23 protein-coding genes are annotated in these 24900 nt (G+C 64.4%); 8 read left to right on the top strand and 15 right to left on the bottom strand.

Going from position 1 to position 24900, the window contains the following annotated elements; genetic code table 11:
* The first annotated feature begins 17 nt into the window (after positions 1–17).
* Positions 18–782, top strand: a complete 765-nt coding sequence (locus VF34_RS05220; protein WP_032382365.1) for a pirin family protein — start codon at positions 18–20, stop codon at positions 780–782.
* Positions 783–893: 111 nt separating this feature from the next.
* Positions 894–1367: a DUF4190 domain-containing protein gene (locus VF34_RS05215; RefSeq protein ID WP_228139326.1), complete on the top strand. Its 474-nt coding sequence runs from the start codon at positions 894–896 to the stop codon at positions 1365–1367.
* Between the two features lie 16 nt (positions 1368–1383).
* Here the strand turns inward: VF34_RS05215 and VF34_RS05210 are convergent, their stop codons facing one another.
* The 3 genes from VF34_RS05210 to VF34_RS05200 are packed head-to-tail and all read right to left on the bottom strand — an operon-like array spanning position 1384 to position 4462.
* The gene (locus VF34_RS05210) at positions 1384–2967 is read right to left on the bottom strand and encodes an ABC transporter permease (protein ID WP_045840999.1); all 1584 of its coding nucleotides are present in this window, start codon (positions 2965–2967) and stop codon (positions 1384–1386) included.
* Complete coding sequence (locus VF34_RS05205) at positions 2964–3842, bottom strand: ABC transporter ATP-binding protein (protein ID WP_045840998.1); 879 nt, start codon at positions 3840–3842, stop codon at positions 2964–2966. Before VF34_RS05205 ends, VF34_RS05210 begins: the two co-directional genes overlap by 4 nt.
* On the bottom strand, positions 3839–4462 hold the full coding sequence (locus VF34_RS05200) for a TetR/AcrR family transcriptional regulator (RefSeq protein ID WP_156158492.1): 624 nt from the start codon (positions 4460–4462) through the stop codon (positions 3839–3841). Before VF34_RS05200 ends, VF34_RS05205 begins: the two co-directional genes overlap by 4 nt.
* 45 nt (positions 4463–4507) lie before the next feature.
* Here VF34_RS05200 and VF34_RS05195 point away from each other — a divergent pair, with 45 nt between their 5' ends.
* Complete coding sequence (locus VF34_RS05195; protein ID WP_045840997.1) at positions 4508–6466, top strand: M13 family metallopeptidase; 1959 nt, start codon at positions 4508–4510, stop codon at positions 6464–6466.
* A 73-nt stretch (positions 6467–6539) separates the two neighbouring features.
* Positions 6540–7850 (top strand): cytochrome P450, encoded by a 1311-nt coding sequence (locus VF34_RS05190; protein WP_027495274.1) that lies wholly within the window; start codon positions 6540–6542, stop codon positions 7848–7850.
* Here VF34_RS05190 and VF34_RS05185 read toward each other — a convergent pair.
* The 5 genes from VF34_RS05185 to VF34_RS05165 form a co-directional block, all read right to left on the bottom strand.
* The gene (locus tag VF34_RS05185; protein ID WP_045840996.1) at positions 7828–8910 is read right to left on the bottom strand and encodes an ABC transporter ATP-binding protein; all 1083 of its coding nucleotides are present in this window, start codon (positions 8908–8910) and stop codon (positions 7828–7830) included. The two genes, VF34_RS05190 and VF34_RS05185, sit on opposite strands and share 23 nt — an antisense overlap.
* Entirely contained in the window at positions 8910–10235 is a 1326-nt protein-coding gene (locus VF34_RS05180) for an ABC transporter substrate-binding protein (protein ID WP_045840995.1), read from the bottom strand. The genes VF34_RS05185 and VF34_RS05180 overlap by 1 nt, the downstream gene beginning before the upstream one ends.
* Before the next feature lie 27 nt (positions 10236–10262).
* Complete coding sequence (locus VF34_RS05175) at positions 10263–11153, bottom strand: carbohydrate ABC transporter permease (protein ID WP_045840994.1); 891 nt, start codon at positions 11151–11153, stop codon at positions 10263–10265.
* On the bottom strand, positions 11150–12082 hold the full coding sequence (locus tag VF34_RS05170; RefSeq protein ID WP_176457186.1) for a carbohydrate ABC transporter permease: 933 nt from the start codon (positions 12080–12082) through the stop codon (positions 11150–11152). The genes VF34_RS05175 and VF34_RS05170 overlap by 4 nt, the downstream gene beginning before the upstream one ends.
* A gap of 133 nt (positions 12083–12215) precedes the next feature.
* A complete protein-coding gene (locus VF34_RS05165; protein ID WP_045840993.1) occupies positions 12216–13130 on the bottom strand; it encodes a L,D-transpeptidase in 915 nt (304 codons plus the stop codon).
* Between the two features lie 278 nt (positions 13131–13408).
* On the opposite strand from VF34_RS05165, the gene VF34_RS05160 reads away from it, so the two are divergent.
* Genes VF34_RS05160 through VF34_RS05145 form a run of 4 tightly spaced genes read left to right on the top strand, consistent with a single transcriptional unit; the run spans position 13409 to position 16509 of the window.
* Positions 13409–14128 (top strand): glycosyltransferase family 2 protein, encoded by a 720-nt coding sequence (locus tag VF34_RS05160; protein WP_045840992.1) that lies wholly within the window; start codon positions 13409–13411, stop codon positions 14126–14128.
* Positions 14125–15123, top strand: a complete 999-nt coding sequence (locus VF34_RS05155) for an acyl-CoA dehydrogenase family protein (protein ID WP_052061719.1) — start codon at positions 14125–14127, stop codon at positions 15121–15123. The genes VF34_RS05160 and VF34_RS05155 overlap by 4 nt, the downstream gene beginning before the upstream one ends.
* Positions 15117–15866 carry a PIG-L deacetylase family protein gene (locus VF34_RS05150; RefSeq protein WP_032375658.1) on the top strand — a complete coding sequence of 250 codons (750 nt, stop codon included), beginning with the start codon at positions 15117–15119 and terminating at the stop codon, positions 15864–15866. Before VF34_RS05155 ends, VF34_RS05150 begins: the two co-directional genes overlap by 7 nt.
* Positions 15867–15879: 13 nt before the next feature.
* Positions 15880–16509, top strand: a complete 630-nt coding sequence (locus tag VF34_RS05145; protein ID WP_032375659.1) for a class I SAM-dependent DNA methyltransferase — start codon at positions 15880–15882, stop codon at positions 16507–16509.
* Positions 16510–16527: 18 nt separating this feature from the next.
* Here VF34_RS05145 and VF34_RS05140 read toward each other — a convergent pair whose 3' ends face one another.
* From VF34_RS05140 to VF34_RS05110, 7 genes are all read right to left on the bottom strand, one after another.
* The gene (locus tag VF34_RS05140) at positions 16528–17268 is read right to left on the bottom strand and encodes a GAF and ANTAR domain-containing protein (RefSeq protein WP_082079148.1); all 741 of its coding nucleotides are present in this window, start codon (positions 17266–17268) and stop codon (positions 16528–16530) included.
* Between the two features lie 133 nt (positions 17269–17401).
* Complete coding sequence (locus VF34_RS05135) at positions 17402–18424, bottom strand: zinc-binding metallopeptidase family protein (protein ID WP_032375660.1); 1023 nt, start codon at positions 18422–18424, stop codon at positions 17402–17404.
* Between the two features lie 122 nt (positions 18425–18546).
* Complete coding sequence (gene trhA / locus VF34_RS05130; RefSeq protein WP_032375661.1) at positions 18547–19212, bottom strand: PAQR family membrane homeostasis protein TrhA; 666 nt, start codon at positions 19210–19212, stop codon at positions 18547–18549.
* 544 nt (positions 19213–19756) lie between these two features.
* Positions 19757–20539 (bottom strand): alpha/beta fold hydrolase, encoded by a 783-nt coding sequence (locus VF34_RS05125; RefSeq protein ID WP_196249617.1) that lies wholly within the window; start codon positions 20537–20539, stop codon positions 19757–19759.
* 294 nt (positions 20540–20833) lie between these two features.
* A complete protein-coding gene (locus tag VF34_RS05120) occupies positions 20834–22180 on the bottom strand; it encodes a lipase family protein (protein ID WP_032375680.1) in 1347 nt (448 codons plus the stop codon).
* Positions 22181–22281: 101 nt separating this feature from the next.
* Positions 22282–23217, bottom strand: coding sequence for an MBL fold metallo-hydrolase (locus tag VF34_RS05115; protein WP_308102637.1), 936 nt, complete (start codon positions 23215–23217; stop codon positions 22282–22284).
* Complete coding sequence (locus VF34_RS05110) at positions 23214–24878, bottom strand: FAD-binding dehydrogenase (RefSeq protein ID WP_032375682.1); 1665 nt, start codon at positions 24876–24878, stop codon at positions 23214–23216. The genes VF34_RS05115 and VF34_RS05110 overlap by 4 nt, the downstream gene beginning before the upstream one ends.
* Positions 24879–24900: the final 22 nt, after the last annotated feature.

The raw sequence follows: 24900 nt of genomic DNA, 5'->3' as shown, positions 1-24900 counted from the left end.
GCTCGTACAGTGGGGACATGTCCGCTCCACTGACCGCCCACATCGACGTGCATCGTGCCGGTGATCGACTGAAAACCCGTGTGTCCTGGCTCGACTCGAAGCACTCGTTCTCTTTCGGTCAGCACTACGACCCCGAGAACACCCACCACGGCCTGTTGTTGGTGAACAACGACGACATCGTCACCGCCGGGCAGGGATTCGAGACGCATCCGCACCGCGACACGGAAATCATCACGTGGGTGGTGCAGGGCTCTCTGGTGCATCAGGATTCGATCGGGCACTCCGGCATCATCTATCCCGGACTGGCGCAACGGATGAGTGCGGGCAAAGGCATCATGCACTCGGAGAAGAACGACTCCTGGAGTATCGACGGCAATCGGCACACCGAACCCGTCCGCTTCGTACAGATGTGGGTGATGCCCGACAGCCCCGGCACCGCACCGGGCTACGAGCAACTCGAGATCGACGACGAACTGCTGCGCGGCGGACTCGTCACCGTCGCGTCGGGAATGAACCGACACCGTGGTCAGGCGGCCATCGGCATCGGCCAGAAATCGGCCGCGTTGCACGCTGCGCGACTGACACCGGATTCGACCGTGACCGTTCCCGACGCACCGTTCGTGCACGTGTTCGTGGTCCGCGGCACCGTCTCGATGGAGGGTGTCGGAGAACTGTACGAGGGTGACGCGGTACGCATGAGTTCCACTGGCGGACAGCGAATTACAGCCTCGGAACCAGCCGAGATCCTGATCTGGGAGATGCACTCGCGACTGGGCGGCTGACAGGAACGCTCGATGACAAGTTGATCACGGGGGCACGTGGCGTCTGCGCGCACGACTGAGATCTGCATACACTCCGAGCGTTCACGATCGCCGATCTCGGAGGTATCAGACGTGTCGAATGACTATCCCCCGCCCGGAAACTACCCTTCACCCGGCGAGTACCCCCAGCAGGGTGGATATCAGCAGGGTGGATACGAGCAACAGCCGGTAGCGCCGAAGAACACCATCGGCACAGTGGCTCTGGTTCTCGCGATTCTCGGTGTGCTGTTCTCCTGGACCATCGTCGGCGGCATTGTTCTCGGCCTGATCGCGATCGTCCTCGGCTTCATCGGTCGGTCGAGGTACAAGAAGCGCGTCGCCACCAACGGCACCGTGTCTCTCATCGCGATCATTCTCGGTTTCGTGGCGGCGGCTTTGTCGATCGTTCTCGTCGTCGTCGGCGTCGGCCTGTTCAATGCAGTCGGTGGACAGGACTTCACCGACTGCATGACCAACGCAGGCAGCGATACTGCAGCGCAACAGCAATGCGCCGACGAATTCCAGCAGAACGTCGAGAACCAGTACGGCGACTCGACACCGAACTGAGTCGCGGCCGATTCACTCAGCCGCGGACGTCCCGTCGGCGCAGCGCGATGCTTCCGGCACCGCCTGCGGCGGCGGCGACAGCGACGAGCCACAGCGAGGGCAGCACCGAGAACTCTCCACCCGGCAGCTTGGGCAGGTGGGTGAACGGCGAGATGTCCTGTGACCACTGGGGCAGCCCGACCACCGCCCCGATCTGCCCCAGGGCAACGAAGCCGCCGAGGACCGCCCACAGGACGGTCGCGAATCGAGGGACAGCGCCGAACAATGCCACGCCGATGGCCGTCACCACCCACACGGCCGGGAGCTGAGCCAGAGCGCCGACCACGGCGGACGGCAGTTCGCGCGACATGTCGCCGGTTGCCGACCCGTACGTCAGCCCGATGGTGTGGCCGACAACCAGCAGTAGCCACACCGGGCCGAGGACGGCGAAGAGTAGATACCCCGCCGCCCACCGACGGCGCGACATACCGGTGGCCAGCACGATCTCGGCCAGACCCGACTCTTCCTCGCTGTGCAGACGTAGCACGGCCGACGCGGAATAGGCCGCCACCATGATGCCGACCATGCTCAGCACGACGGCGATGAACGACTGTTCGATCGTGGTGCCGCCGAACTTGCCCAGTGCGTCGCTGATGGCGGCGCTGCTGCCGAGTTGATCGCCGATGCCGTCCGTGGACGATCCGATCGCGATACCGAACAGGGCGAGGCCGACGGTCCAGACGACGGTGGTTCCGCGAGAGAGTCGCCACGCGAGGGCGACGGGACCGGACAGTGACGGAACGGCAGCCACCCGGCCGCGGCGTTCGGCCCGCAGACCACTGCCGAGATCGCGTCGATTCGCTGCCACGAACGCTGCGGCGACGAACGCCGTAGCGGTCGCCAGCGACAGCAACAGCGGCCACCACCGTTCGTCGGCGAACGGTCGCACCTGCGCCGACCACCCGATCGGCGAGAACCACGACAGGGTTCCCGAACCGATGTCTCCGATCGCTCTGAGAACGAACGCTGCGGCCAACACGCCGAGGGCATAGCCGCGAGCCGCGCGAGCCCCGGACGCCACCTGTGCTGCCAGCCCCGCGCAGCCGACGAACACGGCACCGACGACGACGATCGAGGCCCCGAACGCGACGCTCCCGGCCACCGGCAGACCGAATGCCCACAGCGAGACGAACGACAGCATTCCCGTCGCCACCACGCCGCCGCCCGCCAGCAGCACGGCCGCTGTCAGTCCTGCGAATCTGCCCACTGCAGTCGACCCGACCAGCTCGACACGGCCCGCGTCCTCCTCACCGCGGGTATGCCGAACGACAGTGAGGATCGCCGCCAACGGAACGAGGGTCAGCATCAGTCCGGCGCGCCACGACACCAGGGCACCGAGGTCGCTACCGAAGATCGGCCCCACGAGAGCCGCTTGCGCCGGCACTGCCTCGGTGCTGAGATAGAACGCTCGACGGTCTGCCGCCGTCGGATACAGCCCCTCGAAGCTGACCGCGTACAGCAGCGGGAGCGCTCCGAGCAGAACGACCCAGATCGGCAACACGAGTCGGTCGCGGCGTAGATACAACCGCAGCAATGCCGCTGTGCCGCTCAGGCTGTTCATGCGTAGTACCTGAGGAACAGCTCTTCGAGAGTCGGCGCGGAGCTGATCATGCTCTGCACGCCTGCGTCGGCCAGGACGTGCATCACCGCAGCGAGCGCCTCGTTCTCCACCGTGCAGGTAATTGTGGACCCGTCCACGGTCACCCCACTGACCCCGGTGAGCCTGTCGAGATCGCCGGGTACTCGATCCACAGTGATGGTCATCGTCGTGCGGGTGAGGTGCCGCATCGACGCCAGGGTCCCGGTGTCCACCGTGCGCCCGTCCCGGACGATGGTGACCGAACTGCACAACGCATCCACCTCGGACAGGATGTGCGAGGACAGCAGCACCGTGACTCCGCGTCGCGCAGCATCTTTCACGCATTCGGCGAACTGCTGCTCCATCAGCGGATCGAGACCGGAAGTCGGCTCGTCGAGGAGCAGCAGCTCCACGTTCGATGCCAGGGCCGAGATCAGAGCGACCTTCTGGCGATTGCCTTTCGAATAGGTGCGACTCCGCTTTCCTGGGTCGAGGGAGAACCGTTCGATCAGCTCGGCCCGGCGGCCGGAGTCGATACCGCCGCGCATCCTGGCGAGCAGATCGATCACCTCCCCGCCGGTCAACGACGGCCACAGCGTCACATCTCCGGGAACGTAGGCCAGCCGTCGATGCAGTGCGACGCCGTCGGCCCACGGATCACCGCCGAGCAACCGGACCGTCCCCGACGTCGCGCGCACGAGACCGAGCAGGACGCGGATCGTGGTCGATTTACCCGACCCGTTGGGGCCGAGAAAGCCGTGCACATCACCGGTCTCGACGTGCAGGTTCAGGCCGTCGAGGGCCCGGACCGAACCGAACATCTTCACCAGATCGTCGACTGCGATGGCGTCGGTCATTGCTCGGCCTCCAGATAGGTGTCCAAGATTCGGGAATCGGTGAACAATCCATCGGTGTACAGCTCGAGTGCCGGCAACATGACCTCGTCACCGAGCGCGCTCAGAGCCGCACGGAAATCGACGTCCGGGCCGGCCATCTGCACGTACAACAGCAGACCACCCACGTTCTGGCGCGTCAGGAACCGGGCGCGCGCCGCGGGGTCGCGGCTGGGTGTGAATCGGCCGTCGCGCACTCCGTCGTCGAGGTACCGGACCGCGTCGTCGACCATGTGCTCGAACAACTCTCGGGCCAGCGCTCCGCCCGAGGAGAAGCTGCGCACGATGTAGGCGACGAGCGGTGCGTACTCGTCGATGCGAGCAAGCTGTTCCATCACCCCGGTAGGACCGGCCGAGGCGGCCTTCGATTCGCGGATCGTACGCAGGACGTACTCGTCGCACGCCGCGCGAAGTCCGTCCTTGGACCCGAAGTGGTGGTTGAGCAGCCCGGGTGAGACGCCGGCGGCGCTGGCGATGGACCGCACACCGGCGGTGAAACCCTGCACGCCGAAGACGTCGATCGCGGTGTCGCGGATCCGCGCGCGAGTGGTCAGATCCTCGGATGCTGAACGCATGTACAGCATATTAAACACCCGTTCAATCGAGCGCAAGAGTGTAAAGATGGATACATGACTTCAGTAGTGAACTCGGGCATCGATCTCAGCTACCAGGACGAGAACACACGCGCGCAGGACGACCTCTTCGTGCACGTCAACGGCAAATGGCTGGAGGACTACAGCATTCCCGCCGACCGCGCCGTCGACGGTGCGTTCCGGACGTTGTACGACCGCGCCGAGGTCGATGTACAGACCATCATCGAAGAATCGGCGGCCGCGAATCCGCCCGCCGGTAGCGACGCACAGAAGATCGGCGACCTGTTCTCGAGCTTCATGGACGCCGACCGGGCCGAACAGCTCGGCACCACCCCGATCGCCGACGAGCTCGCCGCCGTTGCCGATGCGACCGACTTGGTCACGCTCGCAGGCGTTCTCGGCTCTCTGCAACGCACCGGAGTCGGCGGCGGTATCGCTCACTACGTCGACACCGACGCCAAGCGATCCGACCGCTACCTGGTGCACTTCAGCCAGTCCGGAATCGGCTTGCCCGACGAGTCGTACTACCGCCAGGACGAGTATGCCGACATCCGCGCGAGCTACATCGCGCACATCGCGAAGATGTTCGCGCTCAGCGGCGTCGAATACGACGCACAGACGGTGTTCGATCTCGAGCACAAGATCGCCGCGGGCCACTGGGACGTCGTCGCCCGGCGCGACGCCGAGAAGAGCTACAACCTCGTCCAGTTCGACACTCTGGTGCAGAACGAGCCCGGATTCAATTGGACCGCATGGATTTCCGGCCTCGGCGGCACCACCGAACAGTTCGCCGAGATCGTCGTGCGCCAGCCACCGTTCGTCAACACGTTCGTGTCCCTGTGGACGTCGGAGGACATCGAGACGTGGAAGGCGTGGCTCGCGTGGCGCGTCGTCCATGCTCGGGCTCCGTTCCTGACCAGCGCACTCGTCGACGAGAACTTCGCGTTCTACGGAACGACGCTGACCGGAACCGAGGAGAACCGCGAGCGCTGGAAGCGCGGCGTCTCGCTCGTACAGGACGTCCTCGGCGAGGCCGTCGGCAAGCTCTACGTCGAACGCCACTTCCAGGCGGACTCGAAGGCACGCATGCAGGTGCTCGTCGACAACCTCACCGAGGCCTACCGCCGCAACATCTCCGAACTCGAATGGATGAGCCTGGAGACGCGCCGCAAAGCCTTGGACAAGCTGGACAAGTTCACTCCCAAGATCGGCTACCCCGACCGCTGGCGCGACTACTCGAGCGTCGACATCACCGCCGACGATCTGCTCGGCAACTACCGCCGCGGCTACGAAGCCGACTATCAGCGTGATCTCGACAAGCTCGGAGGACCGGTCGATCGCGACGAATGGTTCATGACGCCGCAGACCGTCAACGCCTACTACAACCCCGGGATGAACGAAATCGTCTTCCCCGCAGCCATTCTGCAGCCGCCGTTCTTCGACGCCGAGGCCGACGACGCAGCCAACTACGGCGGGATCGGAGCCGTCATCGGGCACGAGATCGGGCACGGATTCGACGACCAGGGTGCCAAATACGACGGCGACGGCAACATGGTGGATTGGTGGACCGACAGCGACCGCACCGAATTCGGTAAGCGCACCACAGCCCTGATCGAGCAGTACAACGAATTCGAGCCGAAGGCACTGCCCGGCCACAAGGTCAACGGCGAATTCACCATCGGTGAGAACATCGGCGATCTGGGTGGCCTGTCCATCGCCGTCGCCGCCTACGAGATCTCGCTCGAGGGCAAGGACGCACCGGTGCTCGACGGCCTGACCGGGTTGCAGCGCGTGTTCTTCGGCTGGTCGCAGGTATGGCGCACCAAGGCACGAGACGCCGAAGCGATCCGTCGTCTCGCCGTCGATCCGCACTCGCCGCCGGAGTTCCGGTGCAACGGAGTCGTGCGCAATCTGGACAGTTTTCACGAAGCGTTCGACGTTCAGCCCGGTGATGCGCTGTACTTGGACCCGGGGAAGCGCGTCAAGATCTGGTAGCACGTGAGTGGAACTTCGTAGTCTGCTACGAGAAACCACTCACATAGGGCGGGACAACGGGGAGGACAGTCGGATGAGGGAATTCGTACGGTGGATCGCGGCACACGGGGTCATCAGGTTCGGAGCCAAGCGTGCTGCGGCCGCCGGTGACCGGCAGGCCATGCTGGTCGCCGATCCCGCGACGCGGGCAAATCCGACGCCGGTGTACGAGGAACTTCGGGCGACGGCACCGCTGGTGAAGACTCGGATCTCCAACATCACCGTGCATCACCGGGTGGCGTTCGCGCTGCTGCGCTCCGACGATTTTCGGGTCACCCAGCTGGGCGGCACGCTGCCGGCACCGCTGAAGTGGGTGGAACGCCACACCCGCTCCGGTGCCCTGCATCCGATCCTTCCGCCGTCCCTGCTGTCGGTCGAGCCGCCCGATCACACCCGCTACCGCAAGCTGGTGTCCTCGGTCTTCACCGCCCGGGCGGTCGCGCAGATGCGAGATCAGGTGCAGGAAACCGCGGACGCGCTACTCGACGAATTGTCCGACGGCAGCCCTGTCGTCGACATCGTCGACCGATACTGCGCTCGCCTTCCCGTCGCAGTCATCGGCCGCATCCTCGGCGTTCCGGAGAAGGACAATCAGCGCGTCCTCGAATTCGGCGAAATGGCGGCACCCAGCCTCGACATCGGTATCTCGTGGAGCCAGTTCAAGCAGGTGGAGCGTGGCCTCATCGGTTTCGACGCGTGGCTCTCGCAGCACATCGCCGAACTTCGCCTCAACCCCGGCGACGACCTGATGAGCCAACTGATCGCCGCCGAGGACGAGGGCATCGGCCTGAACGACGAAGAGCTCAGGGCTACAGCAGGATTGGTATTGGCGGCCGGGTTCGAGACAACCGTCAATCTGCTCGGCAGCGGCATCCAACTCCTGCTCGATCATCCGGATCAACTGGCTGTGCTGCAACAGGATCCATCGCACTGGCCCACCGCGATCGACGAGATGTTGCGGATGGAATCTCCCGTTCAGCTGACAGCTCGGGCGGCCAAGCACGACGTCGTCGTCGAGGGTGTGCCGATCACGAAGGACTCACTGGTCGTCCTCGTGCTGGCCGGTGCCAACCGCGATCCGCTGGTGTTCGAGGACCCCGACCGGTTCGACGTCACCCGCGACAACGCGGGTAAGCACCTGTCGTTCTCCGGCGGACGCCACTACTGCCTGGGCGCAGCGCTGGCGAAGGCAGAGTCGGAGGTGGGTCTGAAGACGTTGTTCGACAGGTTCCCCCACCTGCGTTCGGCAGGCGAGGGAACCCGTCGCGACACGCGCGTATTGCATGGGTGGGCAACACTTCCGGTGGATCTGGGTGAACCCGTCAGGACAACCGCAGGCCGGTAGCGGAGTCGAAGAAGAACAGTTCGTCGAGCACCGGCTTCAACCGGACGGTCTCGGCGAGGGCGACCGACAGCTTGCGATCCACCCTCACCGAAATACGTCCCGGGGGCGTCGTCCACTGACCGTCGGCGTTGGGCGCCGAGGCGTACACGAACGACTCCGCACCCAATTCCTCGATCAATTCGACGGTGAGCCGGAGTCCACCCGCATGTTCGCCGACGAGCTCCCACGATTCCGGCCGAACCCCGACGACGACGCGGTTGCCCGCCGACGACGGAACAGGGATCCGAACGTCTCCGAGGACCGCAGCGCCCTCGTGCACGGGAGCGTCGACGAGGTTCATGCCGAGAGACCCGATGAACCCGGCGACGAAGGTGTTGACGGGGTTGTCGTACAGCTCCCGCGGTGCGGCGATCTGCTGTAACTTGCCGTCCCGCAACACCGCAACCCGGTCACCCATTGTCATCGCCTCGACCTGATCATGGGTGACGTACACGGTCGTGGTACCCAATCGCTTCTGCAGTCCGGCGATCTGGGCCCTCGTCGACACTCGCAATTTGGCGTCGAGGTTGGATAGCGGCTCGTCCATGCAGAACACCTTGGGTTGACGAACGATTGCTCGCCCCATGGCCACTCGCTGCCGCTGCCCACCGGAGAGCTTGCCGGGCTTGCGACCCAGCAGTGGCTCGAGTTCGAGCATCCTCGCCGCGTCCAATACGCGAGCCGCTGTGTCGGCCTTGCTCATTCCCGCGTTTCGCAGTGCGAAGCCCATGTTGTCGCCGACGGTCATGTTGGGGTACAGCGCGTAGTTCTGGAACACCATCGCGACGTCCCTCGCCCGTGGGGCGAGCGAGGTGACGTCCACTCCGCCGATGTCTATGTGGCCGCTCTCGACGGATTCGAGGCCGGCCAACATCCGCAGACTTGTCGACTTTCCACATCCGGACGGTCCCACCAGCACGATGAACTCGCCGTCCGCTATGTCGAGTTCGAGCGTGTCGACAGCGAGAGAGTCCGCGCCCGGGTACCTGTGCGAGACACCCGCATAGTGAACGGTCGCCATTACTTCGGCAGCTTCGGGGTGATCTGACGGTCGATGATCTGCTGCAATTGATCCGAGACGGACGCGAATGTCGTTGCGACGTCGGCATTCTGCAGAGCGATCTGCTCGAGACCGCTACCGATGATCTTGTCGCCGCCGGGCACGAACACGCGGGCAGCGTCCTGGGATCGGGTACGCGCCAACTGGTCGACGGCTGTCTTCGCGTTCGGGTTGGCCTCGAGGAACGCGATTTCCGACGGGTCCTGCTGCGCCGACTTGCGGACCGGCATGTACCCGGTGTTCTGCGAGAAGTACGCAGTGTTGGCACCGTTGGTCACGAAATCGATGAACTTGAGCGCGTTCACCTTGCGCTCGTCGGAGATCTTGGCCGGGATGGCCAGACCCGCGCCGCCGGTGGGGCATCCGGGCGCACCGTCGGTGGCCGGCAGGAAGGCCGTACCGAAATCGAACGCGGCACCCTTGGTGATGGTGGACAGGTCTCCGGTGGAGGCGATCGTGGAGGCGAGGATGCCCGCGGCGAAGTCGTTGGCAATGTCGTTGGAGACCGCCGCGTACTTCTTGGTGTGGATCATGTCCTGCAGGAACTTGCCTGCCGCAATGGTATTGGGATCGTCGAACTTAAGCTCGAACTGATCGGAGTACGATCCGCCGAACGTCCAGATCGGTCCCTCGAACGTCCACCCGAGATAGTCGACGGCGTTGCCCCAGCCATGGGCGAGCTTGCCGTTTCCGACGACGGCCTGGATGCGCGGGCCCCACTCGTCGAATTCCTGCCACGTGGCCGGTCCGCGATCGGGCAGGCCGGCTGCCGACCAGACAGCCTTGTTGTAGTAGAACAGCGGGGTCGAGCGAGCGTACGGCAGAGCCCAGTGGCTCCCGTTCCAGTTGTAATCGGCAAGAAGTGAATCCACGTAATCCGACTGGTCGACCCCGGCCGCGGAGAAGTGCTTGTCGAGGGGCTCGATCGCACCGGTGAGTGCGTAGTTGAACCACCAGACATCCGAGAGTACGACGACGTCGGGAACATCGTTGCCCGAGAGCGCCGCATTGAACTTCTGCGACACCTCCTCGTAGTTCTTGCCGCCGTCGATGAGATTGACCGTCAGTCCGGGGTTCTGCGCCTGGAACCGCGAAATCAGCTCCTTCTCGAACTCCTGGGACTTGCCCGGGTGGTTCGACCAGAAGTTGATGGTGTTCGCATCGCCTTCGACACCGCCGCCGCCGGACGAGCCCGATCCGGGACCGCTGCACGCTGCGAGGGCTGCGGCGGCCGCAGCCGCACCGGTGAGCGTGAGGAAGCCACGCCGATTGATGATGTGTGCCATGGTGTCGACTCCTGATAGTGAGGTGAATCAGCCCTTGACCGCACCGGAGGTGAGGCCCTTGATCATGTGGCGCTGCAGGACGAGGAAGACGAGAAGAATCGGCAGAATGGTGAGCACTGTCGCGGCCATGACCGCTCCCCAGTTGGTGTAGCCCTCACTGTTCTGCAGCAGCGTCAAGCCGACCGGGAGCGGAGCAACCGACGAGTCGTCGGACATCAGGAACGGCCAGAGGTATTCGTTCCATTCGGTGACGATGGTGATGATCGCGAACGCCACCATCGTCGGACCCGACAGCGGCAGGATGACGCGGAACATCAACCGCACCGGATCCGCGCCGTCCATGCGCGCGGCCTCGATGATCTCCGGCGGCAGCGACAGGAAGTGGTTACGCATCAGGAAGGTACCGAATGCAACGCCGGCCAGCGGAATGATGATCCCCTGAAACGAGTTTCGCCAACCGAGCTCGGAGATGAGCGAGTAGTTGGAGATGACCGTGATCTGATTGGGCACCATCAGCGCGGCAATGATGACGAGGAAGACGACGTTCTTGCCCGGGAAGCGCAGGAAGACCAGGCCGTACGCACTGAGCACACCGAGGATGAACTTGATCGACGCGACCGCCGTGGTGATGACGATCGAGTTGCGCAGGTACGTGAAGAACGGCACCTCCGTCGTCGCCTCGTCGTAGTTCTGGGGATGAAAGCTGCTGGGCCACCACGTGACCGGCTGAACGTAGATGTCCGGGCGGTCCTTGAACGAGGTGACCAGAATCCAGAACAGTGGCAGGCCGATCATCAGCAGGACGGCAACCATCGCCGCGTAGCCGAGGACATTCGCGCTGCGACGCGTGCGCTGCGGGTCCCGACCGAGCGAAGGCTTGTCCGGCACTGCAGCATCGGGCTTGCTCACCAAGGTCATCGCTGATCGTCCCGATCCATGATTCGTACCTGTACGAGAGTGACGATCAACAACACGAGGAACAGGATCGTCGCGACGGTCGCCCCGTAGCCGGCCCGGAAGTTGCGGAACGTTTCCTCGTAGACCTGGTAGACCATCGTGGTGGTTCCGGTGCCCAGTGGGCCACCGCGCGTCATGACATTGATGATGTCGAAGACCTGAAGGGAGTTGAGCAACACCGTGATCGAGAGGAAGAACGTCGTCGGACGCAGTTGCGGCAGAAGCACTTTGCGGAACGTGGTCCAGCGGCCGGCCTGGTCGATCTCGGCCGCTTCCATCAATTCCTTGCGCACACCCTGCAGCGCCGCGAGATAGATGACGAAGGTGTAGCCCAGGTTCTTCCACAAGTAGGTGACGGTGATCATGACCATCGCCCATTTCGGATCCTGATAGAAATCCGGGACCGCACCGAGGCCGAATCTGCGCATCAGGTCCTGCACGAGCCCGAAGTTGGGATCGAAGACGAACTGGAATGCGATACCGATCGCGGCACCGGAGATCACGTAGGGCGCGAACACCGCGGAGCGAACGAAGTTGCGGCCCCGCAGTTTACGATCGAGCAGCAGCGCGAGAATCAGGCCGAGCACCAACGAGCCGACGACCGCGGCCACGGTGAACACGACGGTGTTGCCGACGATCTGCCACGTGTCGTCGCGGGAGGCCCACTCGCGGTAGTTCTCGAATCCGACGAACGTGGACGTGGGCGAGGACAGGTTCCAGTCGAAGAACGAGAACTGGAAGTTCTCCACCAACGGGCGGTACGTGAACACCGCCAACAGAACCAGGTTGGGGCCCACGAGAATCAGGAACAGTGCGTAATCGGTCCACGGCCGCGAGAAGAAGCTCTTCTTGCCTGCCGTGGGCAGCACTCGTTCGGTTGTCGCACTCACCGCGAGGACTGTGCTCAGTCGCGGCTAACGAATGGTGAACGCGGCCCCAACTGGTGCCGTCACGCAGACCAACCTATGTGAGTGGAACTTCGTAGCAGGGGTCGAAGTTCCACTCACATGCGGCGAAGCCGCTCTAGCGGTTCCAGTCTCCGAGGCCGTCGGATCCGCTGAGGGTGCCGCCGTCGGTGTTGACGACGATGACGGGGTCGCCCTTCTGGGCGTTCTCGAAGAACCACTTGCCGTCTTCGGTGCTGACGTTGAGGCAGCCGTGCGAGGAGTTGGAGTAGCCCTGCTGCGACTCGGACCACGGTGCGGCGTGGACGAAGATGCCGCTGTAGGAGATGCGCGTGGCGTACTCGACGTACGTGCGGTAGCCCTCGTCGGAATCCACCGGCACCCCGTAGGTGGAGGAGTCCATGTACATGTCGCGGAAGCGCTCGCCGACGATGTAGGTGCCGTTCGGGGTTTCGTGGCCGACCTTGCCCATGGAGGTGGGCATCGTGCGAACGACCTCGCCGTTGCGGGTGACGGTGATCTGCTTGGTGTTGTCGTCGGCCGTGGTGATGATCGAGTCGCCGGTGGAGAACTCGGCTTTCGCTCCGCCTGCTTCGACGGTCACCTGGGTGTGCGCCGGGTAGAACTCGTTGGGCAGCCACCGCACCTGGGTGTCGTTGATCCAGTAGAAGTGGCCTTCGACGGACGGGTTCGTGGTGACGCGGATGGCGCGTAGTGCGGCGTCGCGATCTCCGATGGCCTCGTCGAAGCGGATCGCGATGGGTTGCGCCACTCCGACGACCTCGCCGCCGGACGGGCTGATGCTGGGATCGGCGAAGTTCGCGGGTGCCAACGGGGCCACCCGCTGCTGCGGGGCGGGTGCCGGTGCCGCCGGGTCCGAGGATCCGGGCACGCCGGGGATCGACACGTCGGGGCCGCCCGGCCACAGCGGAGCCGCCTGGGCAGACCCGAATGCTGCAGAGGCTGCGAGCGCCGTACCTGCGAGAATTGCCCCGATGCGGGCGAACCTGCGTGTGCGAACCTGTGTTGCCATGTGACCCGACCATCCTTCGTACTGCGTCGTGATGCCCAGTAGCAGTGCTGCCGCGGGGCAACGCCCATTAACACATACCACCCGGACTTTTGCTAATCGGATATTGCCGAAAACGACGACGGAATCCACGGATACGAGTAGCTTCCCGCCACCCGAGCCCCTTCTTCGAGCCGTAGGTGTCGATCGTCTGCGAACGGGTATGTCGCATGCAACGTACTCCGTCCAGCCACCGGCGGTTCCGCAACGGGCTCGAGGCCCGGTGTCCGAAAGGGTGGCTCGTGACTGTCGATACCAGCACTCCAGTCCGTCGCATCGTCGTCGTCGTGCCCGCACACGACGAACAGGATCTGCTCGACGCCTGCTTGGATGCCCTGGCGAAGGCCGCACGTCGGGTCGCCGACGTCGCCCCGGTGACGGTATCCACGACGGTCGTTCTCGACGCGTGCACGGACGATTCGGCGCGTGTCGCGGCGCGTCACCCGTCGGTCTCGGTCGTGACGGTGGCCCATCGCAACGTGGGAGCCGCGCGGGCGGCCGGATTCGCAGCGGACCTCAACGGCGGTCTGGGCCGCGCCGACACGTGGTACGCCACCACCGACGCCGACTCGACGGTGGGCGAGCAGTGGCTGGTGGGGCATCTGCGGCACGCCGCCGAGGGTGCCCGGGCCGTGGTCGGGACGGTGTCGGTGCGATTCGAGGACCACATCGTCGACAACGAAGCACTGCGCTCCTCCTATGACGCTCAGTACGTCGACGAGGCGGGCCATCCCCACGTCCACGGCGCCAACCTGGGTGTTGGCGCGACGGACTACTGGGCGGTCGGCGGGTTCGCGCCGCTCGCCACCGGCGAGGATCACGACCTGGTCCGTCGTCTGGAGCTCGGCGGCACCGTGTGCCGCAGGGTGTGTGACATTCCGGTCGATACTTCGGGCCGCCTGCGCGGCAGAGCCCCCGACGGTATGGCCGGCTTCCTTCGTTCTCTGGAGCCTTCTGCATGACCGACACCGGATTCGTCGACACCCCCGATCGCACCACCGATCTCGAGTCGGCGTTGCGCGCGCAGTTTCTCGCGTTCGAGGCGGATGGGCGGTTGGATCTGGCTCTCCCCGGCTCGGGAAACACAGACCACCGGTGGCAGTCGCTGGCTGCGCTGGGTCGGCACGACACCGTTCTGGGCCGCTGGGCCGAGGCACACACCGATGCGATCGCGATTCTGCACGAGCTCGACGGCCCGACGCCCGAGCGCGGCCAGATCTGGGGCGTGTGGGCTGCGGAACCCCCGGCTCCGATTCTCGAAGCGGTACGCAGCGATTCGGGGTGGCTCCTGTCCGGGACCAAGCCGTGGTGTTCGGGGGCGTCCGTCTGCACCCACGCACTCGTGACCGCTCGCGTCGACGGCGAGCCGCGATTGTTCGCAGTGGATCTGACGCATCCGGGTGCTGCCCCGGTGCCGAACACGTGGCATGCCGTCGGAATGCGCGAGAGCGACTCGGGCTCGGTGGCATTCGATCGTGTCCCCGCGGTCGTGGTCGGTGGTCCGACGGACTACCTGACCAGGCCGGGCTTCTGGCATGGCGCGATCGGAGTGTCGGCCGTCTGGTTCGGTAGCGCCTGCGCGGTGGCCGACACCCTGCATGCGGCCGTGCGCTCGCGCCCCGACCCACATCGCGCAGCTCACCTCGGTGCCATCGCATCGGCTCTCGGAGCCGCGTCGAGTGCCCTGACGACCGCGGCGGCCGAGGTCGACGCAGATCCGTTCGACCGCTCCGGCCGCGCTCGGATCCGTGCTCGCATCGTGCGCGCCGTCGTCGAGGATGCCGCAACGCAGTGCATCGACCGCGTCGGGCGAGCGCTCGGTGCCGGCCCGCTGTGCGCAGATGCGGAGCATGCTCGACGCGTTGCCGACCTCACCGTCTATCTGCGACAGAGCCACGCCGAACGCGACCTCGAAGCCCTCGGACACGACATCGCACAGGAAGACAACCCTTGGTAGAGAACGTATTCGACGCCGAAGTCGACCTCGGTACCGCCGAATCGGACTGGCTGTCCGCAGATTGGTCCATTCCCGGTCTGCACTGGAGCGACGTCGTCACCATGGTCGTCGTGGCACCCCATCCCGACGACGAAGTACTGGGCGTCGGCGGGTTGCTGTCGATGGCCGCAGCTGCGGGCGTCGACGTGCGGGTCGTCGCGGTCACCGACGGCGACGGTTCGCATCCGGGATCTCCGACGGTGTCGGCCGAGGACCTGCGCGCCCTGCGGCCCGTCGAGTCCGAGCGTGCCCTCGCCGAACTGGGCATCGTTCAGCCGCCGACGCGGCTGCAGTTCACCGACGGCGAGGTCGAAAAGCACGAGGACGCTCTGGCCCGCGCGCTGGTACCGCTGCTCGACGCCACTCCGGGTACCTGGTGCCTGACGCCGTGGCGCGGGGACGGCCACCCCGATCACGAAGCCACGGCGCGTGCCTGCCTCACCGCGGCCGCCGTCGTGGGGATACCGGTGGTGGAATATCCGATCTGGATGTGGCACTGGGCAACTCCCGAACACCGGGCGGTGCCGTGGTCACGCAGTCGCCGCATCGACCTGCCCGCGCACGCCGTCGAGGCGAAACGGGCGTCGATCGAGCGTTTCGAATCTCAGATTCGACCGCTGTCCGATCACCCGGCGGATCGCGCAGTGTTGCCACCGCACATCCTGACGCGGTTCCGACGTCCGTTCGAAGTCGTCTTCGCATGAGTAGGCTGTCCGCATGAGCTTGAGTCCGGAATACTTCCGCGATGTGTATGCCGCGCACGAGGATCCGTTCATGCTCGACAGCAAGTGGTACGAGCGTCGCAAGTATGCCCTCACCCTGGCATCGCTGCCCAAGCCGCACTATCGACGCGGCCTCGAACCCGGTTGCTCCATCGGTGTGCTCACCGAACAGCTCGCTGCCCGCTGCGAGCATCTGGTGTCGACCGACGTGGTGCAGAGCGCACTGGATACGGCTCGCGCGCGCGTAGGCGAGAGTGCTGCAGTCGATTTCGCACTGTGGTCCCTCTCCGACGACGTATCTGCGTTACCGAATCCCCACGAGAAGTTCGATCTGATCGTCGTCAGCGAGGTGGGCTATTACCTCGACGACGACGACCTGGCGGCCGCCATGAGCCGCATCGTCGGGCAGCTGGAGGCCGGAGGCACACTGGTGGCCGCGCATTGGCGTCACGACGTGGACGACTATCCCATCTCGGGCGACCGGGTTCACGAGATCATCGCTGCCACAACCGGACTGGCTGCACTGAGCCGCTATCTGGACGAGGACGTGCGGATCGAGGTGTTCATCGCCACCGATGTTCCCGCCGTATCGGTTGCCAGCACCGACGGACTCGACGTGCGATGAGGCCCGAGGCTCCGGTCGCTATTCGGTGGACTTCGCCGCGTCGTCGACCAACTGCACGGCGAGATCGGCCAGTTTGACGTTGGTGTCCTGAGAGAGCTTGGCCAGCAACGCGAATGCCGCCTGCGAATTGAGGTTGTAGCGTTCCATCAGCATGCCCTTGGCCTGCCCGATCAGATCCCGGCTGGTCAGCGCGGCCCTGATCTGCTGTTCTTCCCGGGCGCTGGAGAACGCGATGGCCGCGTGCGCAGCGAACAACGAACCAATGGATTCGGCCTCGGCCGAGAACGCGCCGGTTCGCGTCGAATGCAGGTTGAGTGCGCCGAAGTTGAACCCTTCGACGTAGAGCTGAAAGCAGATCATGCTCTTGACCCCGAGCGCAGACGCTGCATCGGTGAACTGTGGCCAGCGGGTCTCGCTGTCCATGTCGTCGATACGGATGGTCGTCTGTTCGATCGCCGACTCGAGGCACGGCCCCTCGCCCAGCTGCTCCTGAATCTTGTCGCAGTGCCCGGCAATTTCTCCCGACAGAGCGGCGCTGTGCACGAACTTGCCCTGCATGACCGTCGTGATGGATGCGTACTCGGCATTGGGGACCTGAGCGACCGCGGCCTCGGTGATCATGGCCAGGACGCGATCGGGATCGGAATGCTGACACCGCAGCTTCTCGGCCACCTCGGCCAGCCGGCGACTCAGCTGGAAGTCGGTAACCCGTGGGAGGGCGCCCGACGCGTTCAGTGTCTGCTCGCTGATGGTGGTCACCTCGTCCTACTGCTGCACTCTGCCCGCGACTGCACTCTGCCCACTAATGCACAGGGGGCGTACCCGGTATCGGCGGATGCCGACAACACAGGATACGCCCCTGGGCGCTGAGCTCAACGACCGTGAGCGAGGCTCACAGAGCGCTGGGTGCCACCAGAGAGTGCACGAAGCCGATCTTCTTCACGACGGTCGCCGGCAGCACGAACGGGTACAGGTCCTGGTGACCCATCGATCGGTTGATCTGGTTGAGTGCCCACGACAACGGCAGCCACCAGTCGATGATCTGATCGAAGCCGACCTCGCCGGGCAGCGGGCTTTCGAGGGTCGATCCGGCCGGTGCCATCCCGAAGGCCGCGGCCGTGTCGAGGGTGTCGCGGATGTGCAGGTAGTGGGCGAAGGTCTCGGCCCAGTCCTCGGCGGGGTGCATGGTGGCGTAGGACGAGACGTAGGTGTCCTCCCAGCCCTCCGGTGCGCCCTCGCTGTAGTGGCGATCGAGCGCGTCCTGGTAGCTCGAATCCGGATCGCCGAACAGTTCCTCGAACGCCGCGCGGTGTTCACCGTCTCCGACCAGCACCATCTGGTAGTAATGGCCGATCTCGTGACGGAAGTGCCCGACCAGCGTGCGGTAGGGCTCCGACATCTCCACGCGGAGCTGCTCGCGGTGCACGTCGTCGCCCTCGGCGAGGTCCAAGGTGATCAGACCGTTGTTGTGACCGGTCATCACCTGCTGGTTGGCGCTGGAGAGCAGATCGAACATCAGACCCGTGGACGCGTCCTCGTCCCGGCCGACGATCGGGAGGCCCAGCTCGGTGAGCTCGAGGATGACGCGACGCTTGTTGGTCTCCGCGTCCGCGTAGGCGGCCATCGCGTCCAGGTCGTCGTCGGCCGGGCGAGTCCGCGTCAGCCGGCAGGACAGGCAGAGGTCGTCGGAATCGGATGCGTCGACCAGCCAGTTGCAGCGCGCGGTGTTGAGATTGGCACACGTCTTCCAGACGGCACCGTCCACCTCGGCCTCGGAGATGCCGTCTTCCTTGTCCGGGAGCACCAGGAGGGCTCTGCTCGGCAGATGGAAGCCGAGTGCGCTCGAGCAGCTCAGACACAGTGAGTTCTCGAACGACAGCTTCTGTCCGCACTTGCGGCAGATGAAATCACGCATGGATGTTCCTTAGTGGCTGTCAGTTTCAGAAGACGACTGCACAATGTCAGAAGTGCACTGCACTAGCCAACTTTACCCACTGCTCGACCGCGCACAAGGCTAGGCGCAGAGCAAGCGCACGCTTAGAACATTACGAGCCCAACTGCTACGAGGTGGCAGATCGCTGCTAGCACAGTGGCAGCGTGAAAGAACTCATGGTGGCCAAATGTGTTGGGCCATGGGTTGGGCCATTTAGTCGCGTACAGGATTGCGCCCGCGCTATAGAGCATGCCGCTCACGAGAAGTAACAGGAACGGCGCATGGCCAACGTGCTCGATGAGCGTCGGCGCGACGGGGACTACGGCGCTGCCGAGAATCATGTACAGCGGCACGCCGACCCAACTCGGTGACTGCGGCCAGAGCATTTTGAGGGCGACGCCGCCGAGCGCGCCGAGCCAGACGACGATCAGCAGTGTGCGTCCGGTGTCGGAGGGGAGTCCGAGTACCACGAGCGGTGTGTAACTGCCGGCAATGAATAAAAAAATCATCGAATGGTCGGCGCGCTTCATCCATGTGCGGCTTGTCGTCGTGGCCCAGTGGATTCGATGGTATGCAGCGCTCACGCCGAACACCCCGCACACGGAGACGGCATACACGGCGCTTGCCACACCGGCGGTGCCGGACACCAGGCTGAACGCCACTGTGACGAGAATGATTGCGACCACGACCGCGACGCCGAACGCGTAGAGATGGATCCATCCGCGCATGCGAGGCTTGACCGGTAGCTCGTCGATGCCGAACATCGTCATTCGATGACCTCCGTCGCTGGGTAACCTACGTGACCGTAGGTTCACGTATTGTACCGATGAGTAGCTTTCGGCGTGAACCTCGCTGGATCGGTTCGCCGCCAGGTCATGTCGGGTTCGAAAGAAGCCCCGGAGGTCGGTCAGCAGCTTGTGGCGCGCGGGGTCGGGCGTCGAGCACGTCGAGCACGTCGACCACACGCGAGCGATCGTGACCCATGTACGGCTCCGGCAAGGGCGAACCGTGGTCGATGTGGAGCATGCGGATCGAGGGCCTCTTGGTAGGACTATGGACTGGGTAGTGGGCAGTGGGCAGTGGCGGATATCGACGTAGTCGTCTGAATGCAGCAGTGGATCACCAACTCGGTCGACGGTCGACCAGCGAGACACAAGAGCGACAACGGAGACGGTGTCGCTCTTAGACAACGTCTCGCGCCGCCGCGAGTGACGTCGGCCTGCGCCTAGGCTTCCCTGTCGTTACCTCATCCAGCGACTCACAGCCGAGCACGTCCGATTGCTGAACTCGCTCGTGCAAGGTGAGTCGTCGAGGTCAAGCACGCGAGGCCCGGCGCAGGACGGCGCTGACTTCGTCCGGCTGCTCGACGTTCGGCGAATGACCAGCGTTGTCTATGAGGACTGTGTGAGCACCGGCAGTGGAATACCGCGCCAGCGTCGGTTCCCAATCGTAGAATTTGTCGCCGCGACCGTGAATCACCGTTACCGGTTTGTCGATGGTCCGGACAAGGGAGTCGAGTGGCTTGTTCTGCAGGCGTCGGCGGCGATCGATCAACACGGTTCGATACATGGCCGCGCTTGTGGCTGTGAAGTCGTGGAACGATTGTTGTGGGTTGTTGAATCCCGTGCGGGCGTCGAAGCCGTCGGCGAATGCGTGGTGCCCGATCCGGGATACGAGCGCAGGGACCGCGCACACACGTGCAAGTTGCGCGAACCATCGGATGGTCATGACCGCGTTCCCGGCGGGAAAGTGGCCGGATTCCAGGTCGGGGGCCTGGTTGATCAGGACCACCCGAGTGATGCGGGACGACGATTCAGCCGCTTCCAGTGCGACGTCACTGCCGAAGGAGTGCCCCACGATTGTGGCGTCCGTCAGGCCGAGAGCCTCGAGAATGTCGATCACCGCCCGTGCTTGGAAGTTCGCGTCGAGAAATCGATCTCCACCCGTGCAGCCGTGTCCGAACAGATCCACTCGAATGAGGCGGTAGTCGGACGCGAGAGAGGCCACGACGCGGTCGAACCAGTGAACGGATCCGGCGAATCCATGGATCAGAACGATTGCCGGTCCGTGAGTCGGCCCGTCGACTCGAGCGTGCATCGGACCCATGGTCGTCAAAAACATCCGGCCGGAAACTTGACGCGCTCTCACATGACCTCCGTTGTAAATTCGTTCAGTACTGCGCCTGCCGATTAGTTCACGTCCAGGCGGCCGGGCGATCGTAAAAAGTGTCGGAACGCGCTGTCCGACTGGACTGCCGCGCCTTGTTCGACGGCACTTGCCCGGCCCGGGATGGCAGGCGAACGGATTGCAATTAGTCCGGGTCCGCAAGCTCACGCATCGACACGTCAGCGGCAACTCCTCTGCAGCGGTGCAGGTCGTTGCGGCGGCTTGTCAGCGCGATGCGTGTTGTTGAGGTGCCAGTGAGTTTCCGGGGGCGATGCGCCCGCAATTCGTCGGTGCCGGCTTGTCGGAGAAGCGGTCGATCAGCCATTCGACGGCACCCGGGAGCCACAGTGCGGCTCCAGGAATGTGGCTGATGGTGTCGTATTCGTCGTATTGCACGCTCACACCTGCGGCGCAGTACTTGTTCATCAAGGCGCGAACGTCGCCGGCGACCATGATGCCGTCGCCGGGCCCGGTGCCGATCGGGCCCGGTTGGGTGCCTTCGAGAATTCCGTTGGATGCTTGCGCGACGAACATCGGGACGGTCGGGACGGCGGCTTGACCCATGTTGATCTTGTTGACCACGTCGACGTACTCGGGGATTGTGTTCGGGTCAGCGTATTGCGGCTTGACCAGGTCGGTCCACCGCAATCCGGGGTACTGCAGAAGGACGTTGAGGATGGAAGCATCGTTGAGCTTTGCCATGATCTCGCGGCCGTAGTCGTTGATGTACGGGTCGAAGTCGATACCGTATGCACGTCCGATGCCGACGATGGCCATTCCGACCACTCCGCCCCAGCTGATGCTGCCGCTGGCGTATCGAAGATTGTTCGCTGGGTTGACCAGCAAGCCGCCCTGGGCTGCGCCGAGCAAGTTGTCCGCGATTTCGGGTGCGTAGTCGGCCGCCATGATCGACGCCCAATTAGTGGCGATGGCGCCACCCGAGTATCCGAGCAGTCCGATACGGGAATTGTCGGTGACGCCGCTGCCCGGCACCTGTTGGGCGGCTCGCAACGAGTCCAGAGTCATCATTCCGTATTCGGGCCCTGCTGCGAAGTCTGCTGTGGGGCCTTGGGTATCGGCGAGGACGACGGTGTAACCGAGAGCCAGAAAGGGTGCGATGACAGCGCCCTCCCCGGATGCGGCAGCGCCGCCGACGTCTACGTTCCGCCCGCTCGGTGTCAGCGACAGCAGGGGCGTGTTGCCGGCGATAGCTCGGGATGGGCCGTCGTCGGGGTTGAGTGAGTCGTATGCCGATTGGTAGGAGATGACCTTGTCGGGTTGGGCGTTCGGGGGCCGCAGCACCGAGGTGACGTTGGCGGACGGTCGCCCCTGCGCATCGGTGGACCGATACAGGATCTGCATTGCATCAAGAGGCGTAGCTACGTTGAGCAGGTGGTACGGGAGAGTGCGCACACCGAGTACGGAGCCGGGCGGGTAACTCTCGAGTGGGGCCGCACCGGTGTAGCGGAAGAATGCATCATCGACCGGCTGCGCGGACACCGCCGCTGCGCCGTGGGTGAGGGCGGCGGCGGCGAGGCTGACGATCAGGAGCGAACGAGTTCTGCGGAGCACGGTGTCACCTGTCTGTTGAGCTGGTAGTGGACGGCGCACTGCGTTGTCGTGGCCGGGGAGGGTTGTCGAACACACGATGCGGTTCGCGTGCGCCGCTGGATCTATCGAGTGGCCCACGGGTCCGTTCGCCGCCACAGGGTGGGTAGTTCGACGAGGTGTACACCGTCACGCCGGGCGCAATCGGACAGTGTCCTCAACGAGGCGTCGAGGTCATCGAACGTGTACGGAAGCGCCCGCAGTGGTGCGGTCAAGGGTCTGAAGAAGTCGTCCCAGTGGGTGAGGACCACAGTGTGTGCGCCCACTGCTGCGACCGTCTCGGACCAGTATTTTTCGATGAAGTTGCGAGACTGGTGACCGAGTTGCCCGACGGCCAGGTATGCGACGTCGGCTGTGCGACCCGCGAGCATGTTCGACCGGAAGCCTGCACTGCTGTGCACGAGCGCGGTCTGACCGCTTCTGTTGTGGGCGACGAGGATCGACCATGCCGCACCGCACTTGTACGCTTTGACCCGAACGGGTTGAGCGAGAGCGCGACCGACCGTCCCGCGCATCCGGTTCGGGGCCGAGTGCTCTGATTCGACGAACGTCAGAGTGTAATGCCCCAGCTCCAGTTCATCGCCTGGTTGAGCCGTGGCGATCCGGCTCGGATGTAGCTCGGCTCCGCGACCGATCAGTGCGGTCGATTCATCCCCGACGAGCACCGCGCCGGTGCGTTGCGCGACGTGGGCCGAATCGAGAGCGTGGTCGTAGTGGCAATGTGCGCAGACCACCGCATCGAGAGTGTCGATACCTGCTCGTTTGAGGGCGTAGTCGACCCGAGCGGGGTCCGTTCGCAGCGGTGTCAGCAGCGTCCGCGTCATCGATGGGCGGGAGAAGAATCCGTCGGTCAGGATGGCTGACTCGCCGTCGTCGAAGAGCAGGGTGGTGACGCCGAGGAATGACACGGTGACCGCAGAGTCGGGCGACGACGATGCTGCCGGGGCCATTGCCTCGTGTGCGCGCAGGTTGGGTCGACCCCATCGCAGTCGCATCGTCATGCCTGCTTGGCGAGGGCTCGGCCGGCTTGCCGTCCGCTGAAGATACAGCCGCCGAGAAAGGTGCCTTCGAGGGAGCGGTAGCCGTGTACACCGCCGCCGCCGAAGCCGGCGATTTCCCCTGCTGCCCACAATCCCGGCACTGCCGTACCGCCGGTACTCAACACGCGCCCATCGAGGTCGGTTTGTATGCCGCCCAGTGTTTTTCGGGTGATGATGTTAAGTCGCACCGCGATCAACGGCCCGGACTTGGGGTCGAGGATCTTGTGCAGGGACGCTGTTCGCGCGAGTCGTTCACCACGCGAGCGACGCGAGTTGTGGATTGCAGATATCTGCAAATCCTTGGTGAACGGGTTCTCGGTTTCGCGGTCGCGGGCCACGATCTGACGTTCCAGCTCGACTCGGTCGATCAGATCGTCCCCGGTAATCTTGTTCATCCCGTCGACGAGTTCGGCGAGGGTATCGGCGACGACGAAGTCCTCACCGTGCTTCTTGAACGCCTCCACCGGTCCACTTGCGCCCGGCAGGACCCGCCCGAGCACCAACTTGAGGTTTTTGCCGGTGATGTCAGGGTTCTGCTCAGATCCCGACAGGGCGAACTCTTTCTCGATGATCTTCTGGGTGAGCACGAACCACGAGTAGTCGAATCCACTGTCCTGAATGGCTTTCAAGGTTCCGAGGGTGTCGAATCCTGGGAAGTTCGGTACGGGAAACCGCTGGCCGCGGGCATCGAACCACATTGACGACGGACCGGGAATGATCCGAATCCCGTGATTTTTCCAGATGGAATCCCAATTTTTGATGCCCTCGGTGTAGTGCCACATTCGGTCCTTGTTGACCAGGCGCCCACCGGAGCGTTCGGTGATGCCGAGCATGCGGCCGTCGACGTGCTCGGGGACTCCGGAAATCATCGACGCCGGGGCCGCACCGAGCCGCGCAGGCCAGTTCTCCCGCACCAGATCGTGATTTCCGCCGATACCACCCGCAGTGACCAGCACCGCTCCTGCATGTAGTTCGAAATCGTCGACTTCGGCGCGGCTGCTGCCTGCGCCGCGCTCGGATGCGCTGGGTTCGAGAATTGCGCCCCGGACTCCGTCGACGACGCCATTGGTCGTAGTCAACTCGTCGACGCGGTGACGGAACCCGAACTGCACCACACCCTTGTCTGCGGCCTCGCGAACACGTTTCTCGAAAGGCGCGAGGACACCGGGACCGGTTCCCCAGGTCAGGTGGAATCGTGGAACCGAATTACCATGACCCTCGGCCAAATAACCTCCGCGCTCGGCCCAGCCCACGATCGGAACCCACCGCACGCCTTGGGCGTGCAGCCAGGATCGTTTCTCGCCCGCCGCGAAGTCCACATACGCCCGTGCCCACTGGCCGCCCCAATAGTCTTCACCAGCGGGATCGTCGATACCGCGATCGAACGTGGCACTGCCCATCCAGTCCTGCCACGCCAACTCCGCGGAGTCCTTGATACCCATTCGCCGCTGCTCGGGGGTATCGACCATGAACAGACCTCCGAGGGACCAAAATGCCTGCCCCCCCAGGTTCTGCTCGGGCTCTTGATCGAGTAGCAACACCCGCTTGCCTGCATCGGCTAGTTCCGCTGTCGCCACCAGGCCTGCCAGTCCTGCTCCGACCACGATTACATCGGCGTCCATCATCTGCGTTCTTGTCCTTCTC

Source organism: Rhodococcus sp. PML026 (genome assembly GCF_000963615.1).
In the GTDB taxonomy this organism is placed as follows: Bacteria; Actinomycetota; Actinomycetes; order Mycobacteriales; family Mycobacteriaceae; genus Rhodococcoides; species Rhodococcoides fascians.
The sequence above is the reverse complement of the archived record's forward strand: the minus strand, read 5'-3'. Positions and strand labels throughout refer to the sequence as shown.